The following is a 17,998-nucleotide window of genomic DNA, read 5'->3' on the forward strand; positions in this document are numbered from 1 at the left end:
GGGACAGCGGCATGCAAAAGCCCGGGTGGCATGCAGCGCAAAGCGCCTGTGCCAGCCGGGCCGGATGCGACGGTCGTGCCGGTCGGTCGGGCTTGATCAGGCCGAAGCGGCGGCCTTGCGCCCGCGCTTGGCCGGTGCAGCAGCGGCGGCAGGCTTGCGGCCCAGGCCGATCTTCTTGGCCAGTTCGCGGCGCTTTTCGGCATAAGCCGGCGCCACCATCGGATAGTCGGCGGGGAGATTCCAGCGCGTGCGATACTGTTCGGGCGTCATGTTGTAACGCGTGGCCAGATGACGCTTGAGCATCTTGAGTTTCTTGCCGTCTTCCAGGCAGACGATGTGATCGTTCTTGACCGAAGCGCGGATCGAAACGGCCGGTTCGGGCGCAGGTTCTGCAACGGGTTCAGACGGTTTAAGCCCCGCCAGCGCCGAATAGACGTTGGAAATGAGAACGGGCAGATCACCCACAGAGACGCTGTTGTTGCTCACGTGGGCGGCAACGATGTCTGATGTCAGCGTGATCAGGGTTTCACGCATATCGTTTTCGATTTCACTCATTGCGATCCGGCTTTCATTCTATGTTGGTATGCGACACATATAGGACCAGGTCCGATATACTAAGTCGCATTTCCTGTCTATACGCGTTTGTCTTAAAGAACAACCACCCGATGCTATGATATTCGATAAAAAGCAGCGGGTTTCAGAAACCGCAGATTTGCCGAGAATAGCGGATCACAGTTTAAGTTCCTGACTGATTGCGGCAATCCTTTCACCGCCCACCCCGCGATAGTAACCCGGCCTAATTCCGATCGCCTGAAAGCCATGCTTGCGGTAAAGATGGCCGGCCGGATTTCCTTCGCGCATTTCAAGAAAGATGCGGGTCATGCCCATTTCGCGCGACTGCGCAATGAAACGGGTCAATAGCGCGTCACCCAGGCCACGGCGGCGATACGGCGGCGCGATGGCGAACAGCAGCAGTTCTTCTTCATCGAACAGGCTGCGCGACAAGAAGAAACCAGCCGTGGACGCAGGATCGGCAGGACGTTCGCCGCCCTCCGCGCAGATCAGGCCATATCGCGTGCGTCCGATGAGGAGAGCATCGCTTACCTGGCGGCGGTTCCAGGCCTCGCCGTAATCGGCCGGAAAGGCCGCGGTCATAACCGCCATGATGTAATCGAGCGTGTCGCCTGGCCCCGTCATGCCGGCCCCGTCATGCTGGCCCCGTCATGCTGGCCCGGTCATACTGGCTCAGTCATGCCAGCAGGGCCGGGCAATATGCCGTCCGGCAGCCGCGCGTCGGGCGCGCGGCCATAGGCCGGAGCGGCACCGTCGACCAGTAGATCGGGCGCCAGAAGATGCGCGCTGCGCGCATCGGGCCAGAGCGGGCATGCCACCGTGCCCGGCCGGGCATCGCCGCAGGCGGCGGCCTGGCTGCCGGCGACAACCGGTGCGTCGAGGCGGGCCAACACCTCTTGCGGCGGCAGCGAGACGGGTGCAGCGCGGGGCCGGCCGGCGGCATCGAACGGGCAGAAGAACCATTCGCCATGTCCGCCGGTCATCACCACGTCCACCGCGGTTGCGCCGGCATGTTCGGCCAGAGCCATGGCCGCCACGAGCGCCAGGCTGTGATAACCCGAAACCGGCGCGTTCCATGCCAGTGCCAGCGCGCGCGCCGCTGCAAGGCCGACACGGATGCCCGTGAAACTGCCCGGGCCGCTGTTGACCAGGATCGCACCGGCGCGCCCCCTGCCGGGCAGCGCTGCGATCATCGGCACCAGCCGTTCGGCATGCCCGCGCCCCAGCATGTGGCACGCGCCGGCGATCAACCGGTTTCCGTCGAACAGAGCCACGGAACAGTTTTCGGTGGCACTGTCGATCACCAAGCGGCGTGGGGCGAAAAGGGCAGGATCGACCAAGGCGCGGTTCTTGTCCGGTCAGGCGGCGCGCACTTCGGTCACTTCGGGCACATAGTGCTTGAGCAGGCTTTCGATCCCGTTCTTGAGCGTTGCGGTGGATGACGGGCAGCCCGAGCACGCGCCCTGCATCCTCAGGTAGACCACGCCTTCGCGAAAGCCCCTGTAGATGATGTCGCCGCCATCGTTGGCCACGGCCGGACGCACGCGGGTTTCGATCAGGTCCTTGATCTGATCGACGATATCGGCATCGGCCGGATCATCGCCGATGTCGTCGTCTTCGGCCGGCACGGCAATGCCCGACGCGTCGCCACCAAAGAACAACGGGGCTTGCGAGACGAAATGGTCGAGCAGGATCGCCAGGATCTGCGGCTTGGCATCGGCCCACTGCGCGCCCGGTGCGATCGTCACGGCGACGAAGTGCTGGCCGAAAAGGATTTCCGTCACATCGCCGAGCGAAAACAGCGCCTGCGCCAGGGGAGACGCGTCCGCCGCTTCGGGCGACGTGAACGCCCGCGTGCCGCTGGCCATCACCCGTTCACCCGGCAGGAACTTGAGCGTGGCCGGATTCGGCGTCGTTTCGGTTTCGATGAACATAATATCTGCATGTAGGACCGGGGAGCCGGGGGTCAAGGGGCGAGAAGGGCAGAGCGCCCGCCAGACGCGCTCTATTTCGCTGGAAAGGGCACTATCGCCTGCTATGAACCGCGTCATGACCAATGCCTATGTGCGCGCACCGCGCTTCGCCATCGTCGTTTCCGCCGCGCTGCTGGCCTGGCCCGCCCTCGCGGCCCCGGCCAGGGCGCCTGCCCGGGGCCCTGCGAAAACGGCGATCCGCCCCGCCGCGCCGGCGGCGCCATCGGCGGCGATCCTGCCGGTGCCGTTGATGCCGGTGGTGCCCGCCGGCCAGCGCCAGTGCGGCGCAAGGACCGCCTCGGGCCTGGGCACGCTGGCGCTCCGGCCGCAGGCTGCGGCGATGGCGGCTCCCGGTCCCGCAGGCAATGCCGCGCACCCTGCCAAGGGTGATTTCGTACTGGTCAACTACATCGGCTATCGCGCCGCCGACGGGCGCATGTTCGATCAGAACACCGGCGCGGCCTTTCCGGTTGCCGGCGTCATTCCCGGGTTTTCCGAAGGGCTGCAACTGATGACAAAGGGCAGCATCTGGCGGTTCTGCGTGCCGTCCACCCTGGGCTATGGCGCGCAAGGGGCTGGCGAGATGATCCCGGCCGATGCCGATCTGGTTTTCCAGGTGGAACTGGTGGATTACAAGACCGCGGCCGAGGTGGAGAAAATGCGCGCCGCCGCCACCGCCGCTGCCGCCCGGCCGAGCGCCGGTGGCGATCAGCCTGCCGCACCCGCACCTTCACCGGCAGACCCGGCACCGGCAGACCCGGCACCGGCAGGCACTTCATCGGCCGGCACTTCATCAGCGGGCACGCCACCGGCGCCGGCCACCCCGCCCAAGCCGTAACGCTGCAAAATCGCGATGCGATCGCGCCGGCGCGCCGGTCTATTCACTGGCCCTTCACAAACCCCCTCCCTATAGATAGGCGATGCGATCCAATAACCGGCGCGTGCGGCGCTTCGCTTTTCTCCTTTTTCCGTTGCTCGCCACGGCGGCGCCTGCGGGTATCGCCGCCCAGGCCCGGCCTGCTGCGGTGCCCGCGGCAACGGCGGTGGACAACACCGCTCAGAACTGGCTCTATGCCGGCAGCGATGTGCCGCAGGACAAGGAATGGATCTTCGGCCGCCTGCCCAATGGCCTGCGCTATGCCGTGCGCCGCAATGGCGTGCCGCCCGATCAGGTCTCGGTGCGCGTGCTGGTCGATGCCGGTGCCTTTTACGAAACCGATGCCCAGCGCGGGTTTGCCCACCTGATAGAACATCTGACGTTCCGCGATTCCAAATACCTCAAGGCGGGCGAGGCAATCCCCACCTGGCAGCGCCTGGGCGCCACGTTCGGCAGCGATACCAATGCCGAAACCAGCGGCACGCAGACGGTTTACAAGCTCGATCTGCCCGGTGCCACGCCTGCCAAGCTGGATGAAACGTTCATGCTGCTCTCGGGCATGATCGTGGCGCCGATTTTCACACCCCAGGGCGTGAAGACCGAAGTGCCGATCGTGCTGGCTGAAATGCGCGAGCGGTCCGGCCCGCAAACCCGCGTTTCCGACGCCACGCGCGCATTGTTCTTCGCCGGCCAGCCGGCCGCCACCCGCTCGCCCATCGGCACGGTCGAAACGCTCGAGGCGGCCACGCCCGAAAGCATCAAGGCGTTCCACGACAAATGGTACCGGCCCGACAACACCATTATCGTCGTTGCGGGCGACGCCGATCCGCCGGTGTTGCTCGACCAGATCAAGAAATGGTTCGGCCCCTGGACGGCCAAGGGACCCAAGCCCGCCCCGGTCGATTTCGGCAAGCCGGTAGCACCCAAGGGCGCCGATCCCGCCAACCCGGTGGGTGAAACCGGCGTCGTGGTCGAACCCAGCGTGCCGCTCCAGTTCAACTATGCTATCGTGCGGCCCTGGAAACGGCATGCCGATACTATCGCCTATAACCAGGGACTGATGATCGACCGCCTGGGCATGGCGCTGATCAACCGCCGTCTGGGCGTGCGCGCCCGCGCCGGGGGCAGCTATCTTTCGGCTTCGGTGGACCAGCAGAACTATGCGCGCTCCGCCGATACGACGCTGGTATCCGTAACGCCGCTGGGCGACGACTGGATAGCCGCCGTGGCCGACGTGCGGGCAGTAATCGCCGATGCCCTCGCTTCGCCCCCTTCGCAGGCCGATATCGCCCGCGAGGTGGCCGAATTTGAACTCTCGTTCAAAGTGCCGGTGGAAACCCAGCGCACTCAGGCCATGTCCGATCTGGCCGATGACATCACCCAGGCCGTCGACATCCGCGAAACCGTGGCCAATCCCGACACGGTCTATGCGATTTTCCGGAAATCGATTCCCCTGTTCACGCCGCAGGCGGTTCTGGCGCACACGCGCGGGCTGTTCAAAGGCACCGTGGTGCGCGGCATGTTGACCACCCCGCGCGATACGGGCGCCACGCAGGCCGACGTGCGCGCCGCCCTTGTCGCCAAGCCGGTGGCCGGCAGCGGCATCCGCCTGCCGACGGACAAGCTGACGTTTGCCCAGTTGCCGCCGATCGGCACGCCCGGCACCGTGACCGAGGCGGTGCAGACCGGCATTCTGGGCATCGAGCGGCTGACTCTTGCCAACGGGGTCAAAGCGCTGCTGTGGGCCAACGACGCCGAACCGGGGCGGATCATCATCCGCATCCGCTTTGGCGGCGGGCTGGCGGCGATCGCGCCCAAGGACGCGGTCTATGCCTCGCTGGGCGATCTGGCCCTGATGGAAACCGGGTTTGGCAACGTCGATCGCAATGCGATGGACGAGCTGGCCACGGGCCGCAAATTCAATCTCAATTTCAAGCTGGACGATACCGCGTTCGAGTTTTCCGCCGATACGCGCCCGTCCGATCTCAAGGACCAGCTCTATCTGTTCGCGGCAAAACTTGCCCGGCCGCGCTGGGACCCGAACCCCGTGCAGCGGGCGGTGGCGGCGGCCAGGCTGCAATATGCCGCCAGCGGATCATCGCCCCAGGCTGTGTTGCAACGAGACATCGGCTGGCTGCTGAAAGACAAGGACCCGCGCTACAAGTTTCCCGATCCCGCGGCGCTCGACACGGTCAACCCCGACGATTTCCGCCGCGTGTGGGAACCGCTCCTCGCCCAGGGGCCGATCGAGGTCGACATGTTCGGGGATTTCACGCGGGAACAGGCGCTGGACGCTCTCAATGCCACGTTCGGCGCTTTGCCGCCACGCGCCGCCGCCAATCCGCCGCCGCTCGATCCGCGTCTGCCGGCACACAATGAAACGCCCCTGGTTCTGGCCCATACGGGCGATCCCAGCACGGCCGCGGCCATGGTGGTTTGGCCGACCGGCGGCGGGCGCACCGGCGTGCGCGAATCGCGTCAGCTCGAAATCCTGGCGCAGATCGTCAACAATCGCCTGTTTGATGACATGCGCGAAAAGATCGGTGCGTCCTATGCGCCGCAGGTCGAATCGGTCTGGCCGATGGATCTGCCTTCGGGCGGATACTTGGGCGCCACGGTGCAATTGCGCCCGCAGGACATGCCGGCCTTCTTTGCCGCTGCCGACAAGATCGCCGCCGACCTGGCCGTCAATCCGCCTTCACCGGACGAGATCGAGCGCGTGACCGAACCGCTCAAGCAACTGATCACCCGCGCCAGCACGGGCAACAGCTTCTACATGTCGCTCTTGGGCGGCGGCGCGCTGGAGCCGGGCAAGTTCGACGATATCCGCTCGATCCTTGCCGATTACAGCCAGACTTCGCCCCAGGCGATGCAGACGCTGGCGAGCCGCTATCTTCAGCACGACCGGTCGTGGCGCGTGGAAGTGGTGCCGAAGACCGGGAACTGAGATAGCGATCAGTCTAAGCGTAACGCGCCCTTTGCAATCGAGGGCCGGCGCGCCTATGTCGCCGCTCTTGAAAGGACGAGGGCTGTGGCACAGAACTGGAATGCAAGGAGCTGGCGGGATCACGAGGCACGGCATCTGCCGGTCTATCCCGATGCGGAAAAGCTGGGCGCTGTCGAAAGCACCCTGGGCAACTTTCCGCCGCTGGTCTTTGCAGGCGAAGCGCGCGCGCTCAAGGCCGATCTGGCCCAGGTGGCGGCCGGCAAGGGTTTTCTGCTCCAGGGCGGGGACTGCGCGGAAAGCTTTGCCGAGTTTCATCCCAACAACATTCGCGACACGTTCCGCGTGCTGTTGCAGATGGCCGTGGTGCTGACCTTTGCCGGCAAGCAGCCGGTGGTGAAGGTTGGCCGCATGGCAGGCCAGTTTGCCAAGCCGCGCTCTTCCCCGGTTGAGCGCCAGGGCGATGTCGAATTGCCGAGCTACCTGGGCGACAACATCAACGGCATCGACTTCACGGCCGAGCAGCGCACGCCCGACCCCGACCGGATGCTGCGCGCCTATAGCCAGGCAGCCGCCACGCTCAACCTGCTGCGCGCCTTTGCCGGCGGCGGCTATGCCAACTTGCGCCAGGTCCACGGCTGGACGCTCGACCATATCGCCAAAAGCCCCTGGGCCGCCAGGTTCGGCGAAATGGCCGACAAGATCGAGGAAGCGCTGGACTTCATGGAAGCCTGCGGCGTCGATCCGTCAAGCGTGCCCCAGTTGCAGGGCACAAGTTTCTATACCAGCCACGAAGCCCTGCTGCTGCATTATGAAGAGGCGATGACGCGGCAGGATTCGTTGACCGGCGATTGGTACGATACCAGCGCGCACATGCTGTGGATCGGCGATCGCACCCGTTTCGAAGGGTCGGCTCATGTCGAGTTCCTGCGCGGCGTGGGCAATCCGATCGGCATGAAGTGCGGACCAAGCCTGACGCCCGATGCGCTGCTCCGCATGCTCGACACGCTCAACCCCGCGCGCGAGCCCGGGCGGATCACGCTGATCAGCCGCTTTGGCCACGACAAGGTAGAGACGGGCCTGCCGACGCTGGTGCGCGCGGTGAAGCGCGAAGGGCACCCCGTGGTGTGGAGCTGCGATCCGATGCACGGCAACGTGATCAAGGCCGACAACGGCTACAAGACGCGGCCGTTCGATCGCATCCTGGCCGAAGTGAAAGGCTTCTTTGCCGTGCACCGCGCCGAAGGCACCCATGCAGGCGGCATTCATATCGAGATGACCGGCCGCGACGTGACCGAATGCACTGGCGGGGCCGTGGCGATCACCCAGGAAAGCCTGGCCGATCGCTATCACACCCACTGCGACCCGCGCCTCAACGCCGCGCAGTCGATCGAACTGGCGTTCCTGCTGGCCGAAATGCTCAACCTGGAGCATGCGGACCGCAAGGCGGAAGCGGCCTGAGTTGCCCTGAAAGACCCCCTCCTCTTTAGAGGAGGGGGTTGGGGGTGGTGGATGTCTCGCGCTAATTTTAAAAGATCGATGAAAATTGACGATGGAGGATGTTGTGAGTAGTCCTCAACCCTCAGGAGAAGAAAATTTTCGTGAATATTTCGAGGCGCTGAGAAAACGTATTGAGAATTTGTCTGAACGTTTCAATGCTTTTTCAGATCTTGAGTTAGTTGTTCTTTCGGCGAATGTCACAGATTGCCTATGCCGATTGATCTTGGCACAAGGGAACCGTCTATCTGCTGCAGATACGTGGGATCCAAGTGAGGTCAAAAGAAGTTTTGGCACCCGGATTTTGGAGCTTAAAAAGCAAGATTTTATCGATGAAGGTCTAAAAGAAATTCTTATATCAATCAAAAATATCAGAAATAAATTTTGTCATGATTTTCGAATAGATAGCTTTAGAATTATTAATTCTGATAAAATTTTTAATTGGAAAGTCAAAAAACAGCATTTTCAAAAAGTTGTCATGGATAATGTGTCAAGATGCGACGAAAATTTTTTAGATCTTGACCCCATTGAATATGAAAATTCGGGGTATAAATATTTTCAATGTGACGAAAATTTTAGAATAATTTGGGGAATAAAGTCTTTTAGTCCGTTCAAAGATGAACGAAAAAATGCTTTTTGTGAAACAATCAGTGCAGTGCTGTTCGTGATGGGCGCAATATATGTCCATGAGCTTATGGTGAAGTTTGGCATCGAGCATCTCTGACACCGCTATTTGCCCGCACCCACATTTCCGGGCACAACCGCACACTCCCACTTCCCCCCGCGTGCGCCATCGCGCACAACGCGTTCCATGAGCCCGCCCAACGCCAAGCCAATCGACCCCCTTGCCCAGCGGGCGCTGTTTGCCCAGGCGGTGGATCTGTTGGGCGGCGTCAAGGCCGCGGGCAAGGCCATCGGGGAAAGCGAGCTTGGCATGGCTGCGCTGCTTTCGGGTGCGGAGCCGTTGCAGCCCTTGACGCTTGAGCGGGCGAGCAAGGCGCTGATCGCCCATGCCGATGCCTGCCGCCTGCTGGAACGGCGCATTTCTCCCGCTTTTGTCGCCAATCTTACCGATGCGCAGATCGGCAGGGGTTGAATAAAGGGCGGGCTTTCGTTCATCGCCGGCCGTATGGCGTTTGTCGAACTGGTGGGAAACTATCGCTTGACACGGTTGGCGTTGCGCGTTCGATGCAAGGGTAACTATCGAACAGGATTATATCTTTGCGCCACGCTTTGTTGCTCGCCGCTGCTGTTTCCCTACTGACTTTGCGGCCCATGCCGGCGCTTGCCAAGCCCGCCGAAGCCGATAAGACCGCAAGTACGCCACGCGGCGACGATCCCGATGGCGTGCCCGATCCCGATACCGCCACGACCACGCGCTTTTTCCAGCCGCGCAAGGTGCTGTCCGCCGGCACAGTGACGGTTGGCGGCCAGAAGATCGACTATGCGGCGGAAGCCGGCACGATCGTGGTGCATCAGGGGGACTGGGACGATGCCGACTGGCGCGAGAAGGTCGCTGCCGGCAAGGGCAAGGAACAGGCCGGGGATGCTCCCGCCGAAGCATCGATGTTCTACACCGCCTATTTCAAGAAGGGCACCCCTGCCGCCGATCGGCCGATCACGTTCCTGTTCAATGGCGGCCCCGGTTCGGCCACGGTGTGGTTGCACATCGGCGCATTCGGCCCGCGGCGGGTGCTGACCGCCAATGACACTCATACCCCGCCTGCGCCTTACACGCTGGTGGACAACGCCCATAGCCTGCTCGATGCGTCAGACCTGGTGTTCATCGATGCGCCCGGCGCGGGCTGGTCGCGCATTGCCGGCAAGGACAAGGAAAAGGCGTTCTGGGGGGTGGACCAGGACGTGCATGCCTTCCGCGAGTTCATCAAGGCGTTCCTGTCTGACCATGGCCGCTGGAATTCCCCCAAGTTCCTGCTGGGCGAAAGCTATGGCACGCCGCGCGCGGCCGCACTGGTCAATGTTCTGCAATCCGACGATTCGATCGATTTCAACGGCATCGTGCTGCTTTCGGCGATCCTCAATTTCGACCTTTCGGCCGATAGCCCGCAGAACAATCCCGGTGTCGATCACGCCTATGTGGTCAGCCTGCCCACGGTGGCGGCCACCGCGTGGTATCACAACCGCCTGTCCGGCACGCGCCCGGCCGAGCTGGAGCCGTTCCTGCGCGAGGTGGAACGGTTCGCCACCACCGACTATGCCATGGCGCTGATGCAGGGCAGCGCGCTGCCCGATGCCCAACGCCAGGACATGGCCAAGCGCCTGGCGGGCTATACCGGCATTCCGGCCGATTACTGGCTGCGTTCAAACCTGCGCCTGAACGTGGGGCAGGTGATGCAGCACATGCAGCAGGACCTGGGGCTGACCACCGGGCGCCTCGATACCCGCTTTTCCGGCCCGGCGCTCGATCCCACGGCCAAGGAAGCGGGATACGATCCGCAAAGCGCGGCGATCAGTTCGGCCTATATCACCGCGTTCAACAGCTATGCCCGCGAAAGCCTGCGCTATGCCACACAGGCAACCTACAAGCCCTTTGCCGGCCTGACCGACTGGGACATGACGCACCGCCTGCCCGACGGCGGCCGGTCGGAAAGCGGCCCGCTCAACGTGATGCCCGATCTGGCCAATGCGATGAAGCAGAACCCCAGGCTGAAATTGCTGATCGCGGGGGGCTATTACGACTTGGCCACGCCCTATTTCGAAGGCCTGTTCGAAGCGCGCCACCTGCCGATGGCGGCATCGCTGCAGGGCAACATCAGCTATGCCTATTATCCTTCGGGCCACATGGTCTATGCCCACGAGGCGTCGCTCAAGGCATTTCACGATGCCACCGCCGCCTTCATCGCGCGCAACAGCGGCGGCGGGCGCTGACTGGCAAGCAGGCTAGGGACTGTCGAACAGGACCACGGTGCGTGCGCCGTCACCCCGGCGCATTGCATCGAACCCGGCGTTGACCTGATCCAGCGCGATCCGCTTGGCGAGCATCGTGTCCAGCCGCAACTGGCCGTTCAGATAGAAATCGACCAGGCGCGGCAGGTCTACCGGGAAGCGGTTCATGCCCATCAGCGCGCCTTGCAGTCTCTTGCCCGAAAGCAGATCGATGGCCGAAAGGCCCACCTGCTGATCGGGCGGCAACATGCCCAGGATCGTGGCCGTGCCGCCGCGCCGCAAGACCCGCACCGCCAGTTGCGCCGACGACTGCCGCCCCACGGCCTCGATCGCATGGTCCACCCCGCCGCGGGTCCATTCCACGATCGTCTTGGCCGCATCGTCGATTGCCGGATCGATCGTGTCGGTGGCGCCCATTTCTAGCGCCAGCGCGCGCTTTTCGGCGGAAAGATCGGCGGCGATGATCCGGCCTGCGCCGGCAATCCGCGCGGCATTGATCGCGGCCAGGCCCACGCCGCCGCAACCGATCACGGCCACGCTTTCGCCGGGCGTCAGCTTGCAGGCATTGAACACCGCGCCTGCCCCGGTGGTTACCGCGCAGCCCAGCAGCGCGGCGCGGTCGAGCGGCATGTCGGGATGGATGGCAACGCAAGCATTCTCGTGCACCAGCATCATCTCGGCAAGACCGGAAAGATTGAGCAACTGGTGTACGGCGGCGCCGTCGGCACGGGCCAGGCGCGGCGGATCGGCCCGCCCGCGCCGGGTGTCGCTGCCCCGGCACAGCGCCAGGCGCCCGGTCACGCAGAATTCGCAGTGGCCGCAGAACGCAGACATGCAGGTGACGACGGCATCGCCTTTCTTCACGCGGCGCACGTCGCTGCCCACGGCTTCCACGATGCCGGCCGCCTCGTGCCCCGGCACGCAGGGCATGGCGTGGGGATGAACGCCGTCGATGAAATGCAGATCGGAATGGCACAGGCCGCAGGCAACGGTGCGGATCAGCACTTCGCGCGGGCCAGGCTTGGCGATCGCCAGGTCTTCCACGGTCAGCGGCTGGCCCGCTTGCAGGGCAACGGCGGCTTTCATCGGTGTTCCTTCGTCCGGCTTTCGACGCTTAGCCTTGCCCGGCGAAGCGGTGCCCAGTCAACTGGCGTCGAGTCAAATGGCATCGAGGCGACCGGCTGCCTTAACGGCCTTTCAAAGTGATCATCCAAAAGTCGGTGCGCGTGCCGATGCGCAGCGGAAACGAGCCCGATCCCACCCCGGCGGTCACGAAGACCTGGTGGCCGCGCCAGGGGATCAATCCGCAGCGAAAGTCCGGATCGTAAAGCTTGCTGCCGTCGATAAAGCTGTTGGCGGTAGAAAGGCCGGGCAGATCGATCTGCCCGCAATGGGTATGACCGGCGAGCAGGACCGGGGCATCGTCGGGCAAAGTGCGGGCAAGGTTGGGGGCATGTTCCACCACCACGATCGGCCCGCCCAAGGCTCTCGCGCGCCCGAAAATCTGCTTCAGCGACAAGTGGCGCCTGACGTAATCGTTGAAGCCCACCAGCGCTACAGGCCCCAGGCGTGCCGCTTCATCGTCGAGCACGATCACGCCGGCTTTCGTCAATGCCCTGGTCACGGCAACTGGATCGGTCGCCTGGTCATGATTGCCCATCACGGCATAGACGCCAAGCGGTGCCCGCAGGCGCGCAAGCGGGGCGGTCAGCAAGTCGGGACGGAAATTCGGATCGCGCGGGGTTTCGCCGTTGACGAAATCGCCGGCCAGAACGACGGCATCGGGGCGCTGGGCATTGATCAGCGCGACCACCCGTTCCAGGCGGCGCGTCGACATGCCGTGATTGCCGACGTGAATGTCGGACGCGAGCGCGATCGTCACCTGGCTTTTGGTGCCCGAAAGCGCGTCGAGCGTCACGGTGGCGTGGCGGACCGCCGGCATCCAGGTTTCGACCCAGTAACCCCAGGCTGCCATCAGGGCGACGAGAATGACGAGCGCCGGGATCAGGCGGCGGATGATGAAACGCGATGCCGTGCCTGGTGATCCGGCCGCCGGCGAAGCTTCGTCCTCGATCAAGGGATCAGCCGCGCATCAGTTCGCGGACAAATCCGATCAGCCCGGTCTGCCGCGCCCGCTTCAACCGTTCGGCGGTAAGGATCTGGCAGATCTGGGCATAGCACGCGTCCATGTCGTCATTGACCACGACATAATCGTAACTGTCCCAGTGGCTGATTTCGGCCTGGGCGCGAGCCATGCGCGCGGCGATCACGTCGGCGCTGTCGGTGCCGCGCCCGGTCAGGCGGCGGCGCAGTTCCGCAATGCTCGGCGGCAGGATGAACACGCGCACCACATCCGCCTCGGCCTTTTGATAAAGCTGCTGCGTGCCCTGCCAATCGATGTCGAACAGCGTATCGAGGCCCTGCTTGAGCCGCACGCGGATTTCAGCCTTGGGCGTGCCATAGCAATGGCCGAAGACTTCGGCCCATTCGTAGAAGGCATTGGCTTCGACCATGCGGTCGAACGCCGCCCGATCGACGAAATGATAGTCCCTGCCGTCGACCTCGCCCGGGCGCATGGGCCGGGTGGTGGCCGATATCGACATGGCGATCTGCGGATCGTGGGCGAGCAGACGCCGGGCAATCGTGGTCTTCCCCGCGCCCGAAGGCGATGACAGGATCAGCATCAGGCCGCGGCGATGCAGCGCATCGGCATGCGGCAGGGGCAGGATCGGGGACGATGCGCTTTCGGCCATGGCCGCAGATGGACCATGGCTGCCCTGCCGGTCAAGCCGCAGCCGATCCGCCGGCTAAGATTCCCGTCCGCTTCAGCGGGGCTTCGACGGGGCCTTGCCGCCCTTGCGGGCGCGGCGGGCCTGGCGCTTGTCATAAAGCGCCTTGGCCACCAGGCTGCCACCCACCACGATGGCGCCCGGGACCGACCGGGTGGCCACGCGCGCGATCGCGGTGCCGATCAGGCTGCCGGTCAGCGTGGGGGCCTTGACCAGGCTGCGCGGGCCGCCCCGGGGCAAGGCACGGCCCAGCACCCGCCCGGCAACGCCACGTCCGGCCATGCCGCGGGCCAGCAAGGCACTGCCCGCACTGAGCGCGATATCGGTGAGGATCAAGGTGGTCAGCGCGGGCGGGCGGACCTCTTCGGCCCGGGCGTCAGCCTCCGCCTTGGCGTAAGCCTCTGCCCCGGCCTTGGCCTCGGTTTCGGCCTCGTCGCTGGCAGCCGGCCGCGTCGGACCGTCCTGCCGCTTGTCGTGCTTCGTTCTGAAAACCATCTGCGCATGCCCCGTTGCCCTGGTGCCTGCGCCAGACCGGGAGCGGGCTTGCGGCAGGCGTTTACTTCTTGCGGCCGAAATCGACGGTGACGACATTCGAGCCATCGTCGCTGCGTTCAACGGCAGGTTTGTCGGATGTTTCCCCGGGGCTGGCCGACGAGTCGTTTTCGGCATCCTCATGCGCTTCTTCGTCCAGCGTATCGGCGGCCTGGAACTGCAGCCCGAAATCGACCGCCGGATCGACGAAAGCAGTGATGGCGCGGAACGGGATCACCAGGGTGGAGGGCACCTGGTTGAAGCTGAGCCCCACCGAAAAGCTGTCTTCCCCGACTTTCAGGTCCCAGAACTTGTTCTGCAGGACGATGGTCATCTCGTCGGGAAACCGTTCCTTGAGACGGACGGGAATCGAAACGCCCGGAGCCCCGGTGCGGAACGTGATGTAGAAATGATGCTGGCCGGGAAGCATGCCGCCCGATGCTTCCACCTGGCCCAGAACGCGGCCCACTACCGCGCGCAGGGCTTCCTGCACGATCTCGTCATAGGGGATCAGGCTGTCGGGCGCGTCGCTCATAGGCAGCACAACTGGCGCTGGCGCGGGCGCGGGTCAAGAGGGAGTGATTGATTCTCGCCCCTCTGGGCGTATAGGCATGGCTCATGCGCACCGGATCGATCACCCGCACCACTCACGAAACCGATATCGGCGTCAGCGTCAACCTGGATGGCACCGGCGTTTACGATATCAGCACCGGGATCGGCTTCCTCGATCACATGATCGAGCAGTTTTCGCGCCATTCGCTGATCGACGTGACTCTGCGCGTGAAGGGCGACCTCCATGTGGACGAGCATCACACGGTAGAAGACAGCGCGATCGCGCTGGGCCAGGCCATCGCCCAGGCCCTTGGCGACAAGAAGGGCATCACGCGCTATGGCGCTACCTATGCCCCGATGGACGAGGCGCTGGCTCGTGTCGCGCTGGATATCTCCGGTCGCCCCATGCTCGTGTGGAAAGCGGCGTTCAGCCAGGCGCGGCTGGGCACCATGGATACCGAGATGTTCGAACACTGGTTCCACTCGCTGGCGCAGGCGGCGGGGATCACCCTGCATGTCGAATGTCTGTACGGCGCCAACAACCACCATATCATCGAAGGCATCTACAAGGGGTTCGCCCGCGCCATGGCCCAGGCCATCGCCATCGATCCGCGCAAGGCCGATGCGGTGCCGTCGACCAAGGGCATCCTTGGTGGCTGAGACGCTGGCCCTGATCGATTATGGCGCCGGCAACCTGCGCTCGGTGGCCAACGCCCTGAAAGTCGCCGGTGCCGAAGAGGTTGTTCTGACCGCCGATCCCGATGTCGTGCGCCGGGCCGATCGCATCGTGCTGCCCGGGGTCGGCGCTTATGGCGCCTGCGCCGGCGCGCTGCGCGGCGTTGCCGGCATGATCGATGCGCTAGAAGAGCGGGTGCTGGTCGATGGCATGCCTTTCCTGGGCATCTGCGTGGGCATGCAACTTCTGGCCACGCGCGGCGTGGAATTCGGCGTGACCGAGGGGCTGGACTGGATCGGCGGCGAAGTGCGGCGGATCGACCGGACCGACCCGGCCATCAAAGTGCCGCACATGGGGTGGAACGACGTTTCGCCCATGCGCCATGCCGACGGTGCCGCCCTGATCCAGGGTGGCGAGGCCTATTTCCTGCATTCCTTCCATTTTGCGGTGGATGACGGCGCCGACGTGGCGGCGATGACCGATCATGGCGGCGGCCTGGTTGCCGCCGTGGCCCGCGACAATATGCTGGGCGTGCAGTTTCACCCCGAGAAAAGCCAGGCCTATGGCCTGGACCTGCTGTCGCGCTTTCTGGCCTGGCGGCCCTGATCGCCCCACCGCGCCGGTTTGCAGCGTTGCCCCGCACATAGGTTAAGGGGTGGAACGCGCCTGTCCGACAATGGCTTTCTTTCCTGACCGAACCACGGAAAGGACATGCCATGGCAACGACATACATCCCCGCCCGCAACGGGCAGGGACATACCGAACTGGTCTCTCTGGCCGGGCGCCGCGTGGCGATCACCGGCGGATCGACCGGCATCGGCCGCGCCACCGCCCTGCTGCTGGCCGGCGAAGGCGCGCGTATCTTTACCTGCGGGCGCGATCCCGAAGCGCTGGGCGACGCCATCGCCGCCGTGCAGGCCGCTGGCGGTGAAATGGACGGGCTGGCGCTCGATCTGGCCCATGACGGCGCGGTCGACCGCTTTTTCACCGCGGCGGAGCAGGCGATGGGTGGAATCGATGTGGCCGTGATCAACGCTGCCATCGCGGCAGGGGGCCTGACCTCGATGGACGAAGCAGGCCTGCGCGAGGCGATCGCTATCAATTTCACGGCCTATCTGATCTCTGCCTGGCGCGCTCAGGCGGCTATGCCCAACGGTGGCGACATTGTGCTTGTCGGTTCGGTCTCGGCGCACAGCCTTTCGCCGGGATCGACCGTCTATGCAGGGATCAAGGCCGGTATCGCGGGCTTTTCCCAGGCGCTGAGCCGCGAAATGGGCAGACGCGACGTCCGCGTCAGCCTGGTCGAGCCGGGATTGACCGGCAGCGATATGCAGTTGCCGGAAATCCCGACCGAAAGACAGCGTGAGATGATCGGCGAGGGAACAATGCTGCGCGCCGAAGATATAGCCGTCGGCGTTCACTACTTCCTTACCCAGCCGCGCCGCACCGTGGTGCAGCAGCTGGTCATCGTGCCGCGAGTAAGCAACGAATGACGTTTCCCCACGATCGTCTTGTCATCACGCCTCATGTCATCGACCTTGCCCGTTCGCCGCTGGCCGGGCATTTCGACGCCCCCACCTACGTGCTGGGGGCGTTCAACCCGGGCATGACAGTCCTGCCCAACGGCAACGTGCTGTTGATGGTCCGCGTGGCCGAAGCGCTGCGCGAGCCGGTCCATAACGGCAAAGTGCGTGCGGTGCGGTGGGACCGGGGCGCTTACGTGCTCGACAACTGGGCGCTGGAGCTGACCGATACCCGCGACCCGCGCAAGTTCATGGTACCGGGCGCGGGGTGGAAAGTCATGGCGCTGACCTCGCTTTCCTGGCTCTTGCCGGTGGAAATGACGCCCGATGCCATGGACATCGTCACTATCCATTATGACAAGGCGATCGCCCCCGCGGGTTCCTGGCAATGCTATGGCGTGGAAGATGCGCGCATATCCCGGATCGCCGATGGCCAGTATCTGATGACGACGTGTTCAGTCAGTCCCGAACGCCACTCCACCACGCTCTATTCATCGGCCAATGGACTGGACTGGACGTTCGAAGGCCTGGTGCTCGATCATCAGAACAAGGACATGCTGATTTTCGAAGGTCTGGTGGATGGCCAGTACTGGGCCCAGACCCGCCCGTTGGGCGATCTGTGGTTTGCCTATCCGCCCGGCAGCCCGTTCCGGGCGGGCCCTTCGATCAATCTGGCCACCTCGCCCGATGGCCGGCACTGGAAACCCCATCTTTCTCCGCACATTCGCCCCCGTGCCGATCGATCCGCCACGGCGCGCATGGGCGGCGGCGCGCCCCCCGTCCTGACCGAAGTTGCCGGGCAGCACGGCTGGCTGTCGCTGTGGCACGGGGTGGAGCCCAAGGAGATCGTGGGCGTTTATCGCACGTTCTGGACGCTGCTCGATCCCGCTGACCCCACGCGCGTCCTGGCCGAGGGCGAGGCGCCGCTGCTGGAACCCGATCCGGCGCTCACCCAGCCGCTCGAAGACCTGCTCTATCTGCGCGATGTGGTCTTTACCACCGGCATCATCGACCAGGGTGATCGCTTCATCGTCGCGTCGGGCGAGGCGGACCTTGCCTGCCGGATCACCCACGTGCCCAAGGATGCGTTCGGATAAGCGCCGCCAGGCCGGCGCGCAAAACAGCGGCAAAACCCGTTGGACATGCCTGCGCGCGA

19 protein-coding genes are annotated in these 17,998 nt (G+C 64.3%); 10 read left to right on the forward strand and 9 right to left on the reverse strand.

The genetic code is table 11. The features are described from left to right. Window positions 1–96: 96 nt before the first annotated feature. The 4 genes from AC3EDY_RS14365 to AC3EDY_RS14380 all read right to left on the reverse strand — a co-directional run bounded on the left by AC3EDY_RS14365 (window position 97) and on the right by AC3EDY_RS14380 (window position 2,507). On the reverse strand, window positions 97–555 hold the full coding sequence (locus tag AC3EDY_RS14365) for a Ros/MucR family transcriptional regulator (RefSeq protein WP_488573188.1): 459 nt from the start codon (window positions 553–555) through the stop codon (window positions 97–99). Window positions 556–729: 174 nt separating this feature from the next. Beyond that, on the reverse strand, window positions 730–1,197 hold the full coding sequence (locus AC3EDY_RS14370; RefSeq protein ID WP_488573189.1) for a GNAT family N-acetyltransferase: 468 nt from the start codon (window positions 1,195–1,197) through the stop codon (window positions 730–732). A 38-nt stretch (window positions 1,198–1,235) separates the two neighbouring features. Further along, the gene (gene tsaB / locus AC3EDY_RS14375) at window positions 1,236–1,913 is read right to left on the reverse strand and encodes a tRNA (adenosine(37)-N6)-threonylcarbamoyltransferase complex dimerization subunit type 1 TsaB (RefSeq protein ID WP_488573190.1); all 678 of its coding nucleotides are present in this window, start codon (window positions 1,911–1,913) and stop codon (window positions 1,236–1,238) included. Window positions 1,914–1,931: 18 nt separating this feature from the next. Next, window positions 1,932–2,507 (reverse strand): NifU family protein, encoded by a 576-nt coding sequence (locus AC3EDY_RS14380; RefSeq protein ID WP_488573191.1) that lies wholly within the window; start codon window positions 2,505–2,507, stop codon window positions 1,932–1,934. Window positions 2,508–2,622: 115 nt separating this feature from the next. On the opposite strand from AC3EDY_RS14380, the gene AC3EDY_RS14385 reads away from it, so the two are divergent. The 6 genes from AC3EDY_RS14385 (at window position 2,623) to AC3EDY_RS14410 (ending at window position 10,753) form a co-directional block, all read left to right on the forward strand. After that, a complete protein-coding gene (locus AC3EDY_RS14385; RefSeq protein ID WP_488573192.1) occupies window positions 2,623–3,384 on the forward strand; it encodes an FKBP-type peptidyl-prolyl cis-trans isomerase in 762 nt (253 codons plus the stop codon). 82 nt (window positions 3,385–3,466) lie between these two features. Beyond that, the gene (locus AC3EDY_RS14390) at window positions 3,467–6,370 is read left to right on the forward strand and encodes a M16 family metallopeptidase (protein ID WP_488573193.1); all 2,904 of its coding nucleotides are present in this window, start codon (window positions 3,467–3,469) and stop codon (window positions 6,368–6,370) included. An 84-nt stretch (window positions 6,371–6,454) separates the two neighbouring features. After that, complete coding sequence (locus tag AC3EDY_RS14395) at window positions 6,455–7,828, forward strand: class II 3-deoxy-7-phosphoheptulonate synthase (protein ID WP_488573194.1); 1,374 nt, start codon at window positions 6,455–6,457, stop codon at window positions 7,826–7,828. A gap of 85 nt (window positions 7,829–7,913) precedes the next feature. Further along, window positions 7,914–8,588: a hypothetical protein gene (locus AC3EDY_RS14400; RefSeq protein ID WP_488573195.1), complete on the forward strand. Its 675-nt coding sequence runs from the start codon at window positions 7,914–7,916 to the stop codon at window positions 8,586–8,588. 87 nt (window positions 8,589–8,675) lie between these two features. Further along, a complete protein-coding gene (locus AC3EDY_RS14405) occupies window positions 8,676–8,960 on the forward strand; it encodes a hypothetical protein (protein WP_488573196.1) in 285 nt (94 codons plus the stop codon). 179 nt (window positions 8,961–9,139) lie between these two features. After that, window positions 9,140–10,753 (forward strand): S10 family peptidase, encoded by a 1,614-nt coding sequence (locus AC3EDY_RS14410; protein ID WP_488573197.1) that lies wholly within the window; start codon window positions 9,140–9,142, stop codon window positions 10,751–10,753. Window positions 10,754–10,765: 12 nt separating this feature from the next. On the opposite strand, the gene AC3EDY_RS14415 is transcribed toward AC3EDY_RS14410, so the two are convergent. The 5 genes from AC3EDY_RS14415 to AC3EDY_RS14435 form a co-directional block, all read right to left on the reverse strand. Continuing rightward, the gene (locus AC3EDY_RS14415) at window positions 10,766–11,857 is read right to left on the reverse strand and encodes a Zn-dependent alcohol dehydrogenase (protein ID WP_488573198.1); all 1,092 of its coding nucleotides are present in this window, start codon (window positions 11,855–11,857) and stop codon (window positions 10,766–10,768) included. A 100-nt stretch (window positions 11,858–11,957) separates the two neighbouring features. After that, window positions 11,958–12,848, reverse strand: a complete 891-nt coding sequence (locus AC3EDY_RS14420) for a metallophosphoesterase (RefSeq protein ID WP_488573199.1) — start codon at window positions 12,846–12,848, stop codon at window positions 11,958–11,960. 4 nt (window positions 12,849–12,852) lie between these two features. After that, entirely contained in the window at window positions 12,853–13,524 is a 672-nt protein-coding gene (gene gmk, locus AC3EDY_RS14425; RefSeq protein WP_488573200.1) for a guanylate kinase, read from the reverse strand. Between the two features lie 72 nt (window positions 13,525–13,596). Next, entirely contained in the window at window positions 13,597–14,055 is a 459-nt protein-coding gene (locus AC3EDY_RS14430; RefSeq protein WP_488573201.1) for a hypothetical protein, read from the reverse strand. 61 nt (window positions 14,056–14,116) lie between these two features. Continuing rightward, the gene (locus AC3EDY_RS14435) at window positions 14,117–14,626 is read right to left on the reverse strand and encodes an SspB family protein (protein WP_488573202.1); all 510 of its coding nucleotides are present in this window, start codon (window positions 14,624–14,626) and stop codon (window positions 14,117–14,119) included. Window positions 14,627–14,709: 83 nt separating this feature from the next. On the opposite strand from AC3EDY_RS14435, the gene hisB reads away from it, so the two are divergent. From hisB to AC3EDY_RS14455, 4 genes are all read left to right on the forward strand, one after another. Next, complete coding sequence (hisB, locus tag AC3EDY_RS14440) at window positions 14,710–15,303, forward strand: imidazoleglycerol-phosphate dehydratase HisB (protein ID WP_488573203.1); 594 nt, start codon at window positions 14,710–14,712, stop codon at window positions 15,301–15,303. Continuing rightward, window positions 15,296–15,925: an imidazole glycerol phosphate synthase subunit HisH gene (hisH, locus tag AC3EDY_RS14445; protein WP_488573204.1), complete on the forward strand. Its 630-nt coding sequence runs from the start codon at window positions 15,296–15,298 to the stop codon at window positions 15,923–15,925. Before hisB ends, hisH begins: the two co-directional genes overlap by 8 nt. Before the next feature lie 110 nt (window positions 15,926–16,035). Next, window positions 16,036–16,812 carry an SDR family oxidoreductase gene (locus AC3EDY_RS14450; RefSeq protein ID WP_488573205.1) on the forward strand — a complete coding sequence of 259 codons (777 nt, stop codon included), beginning with the start codon at window positions 16,036–16,038 and terminating at the stop codon, window positions 16,810–16,812. Then, complete coding sequence (locus AC3EDY_RS14455; protein ID WP_488573206.1) at window positions 16,809–17,939, forward strand: glycoside hydrolase family 130 protein; 1,131 nt, start codon at window positions 16,809–16,811, stop codon at window positions 17,937–17,939. Before AC3EDY_RS14450 ends, AC3EDY_RS14455 begins: the two co-directional genes overlap by 4 nt. Window positions 17,940–17,998 lie beyond the last annotated feature (59 nt).

It is taken from the genome of Novosphingobium sp. DS6-6, from assembly GCF_057784975.1.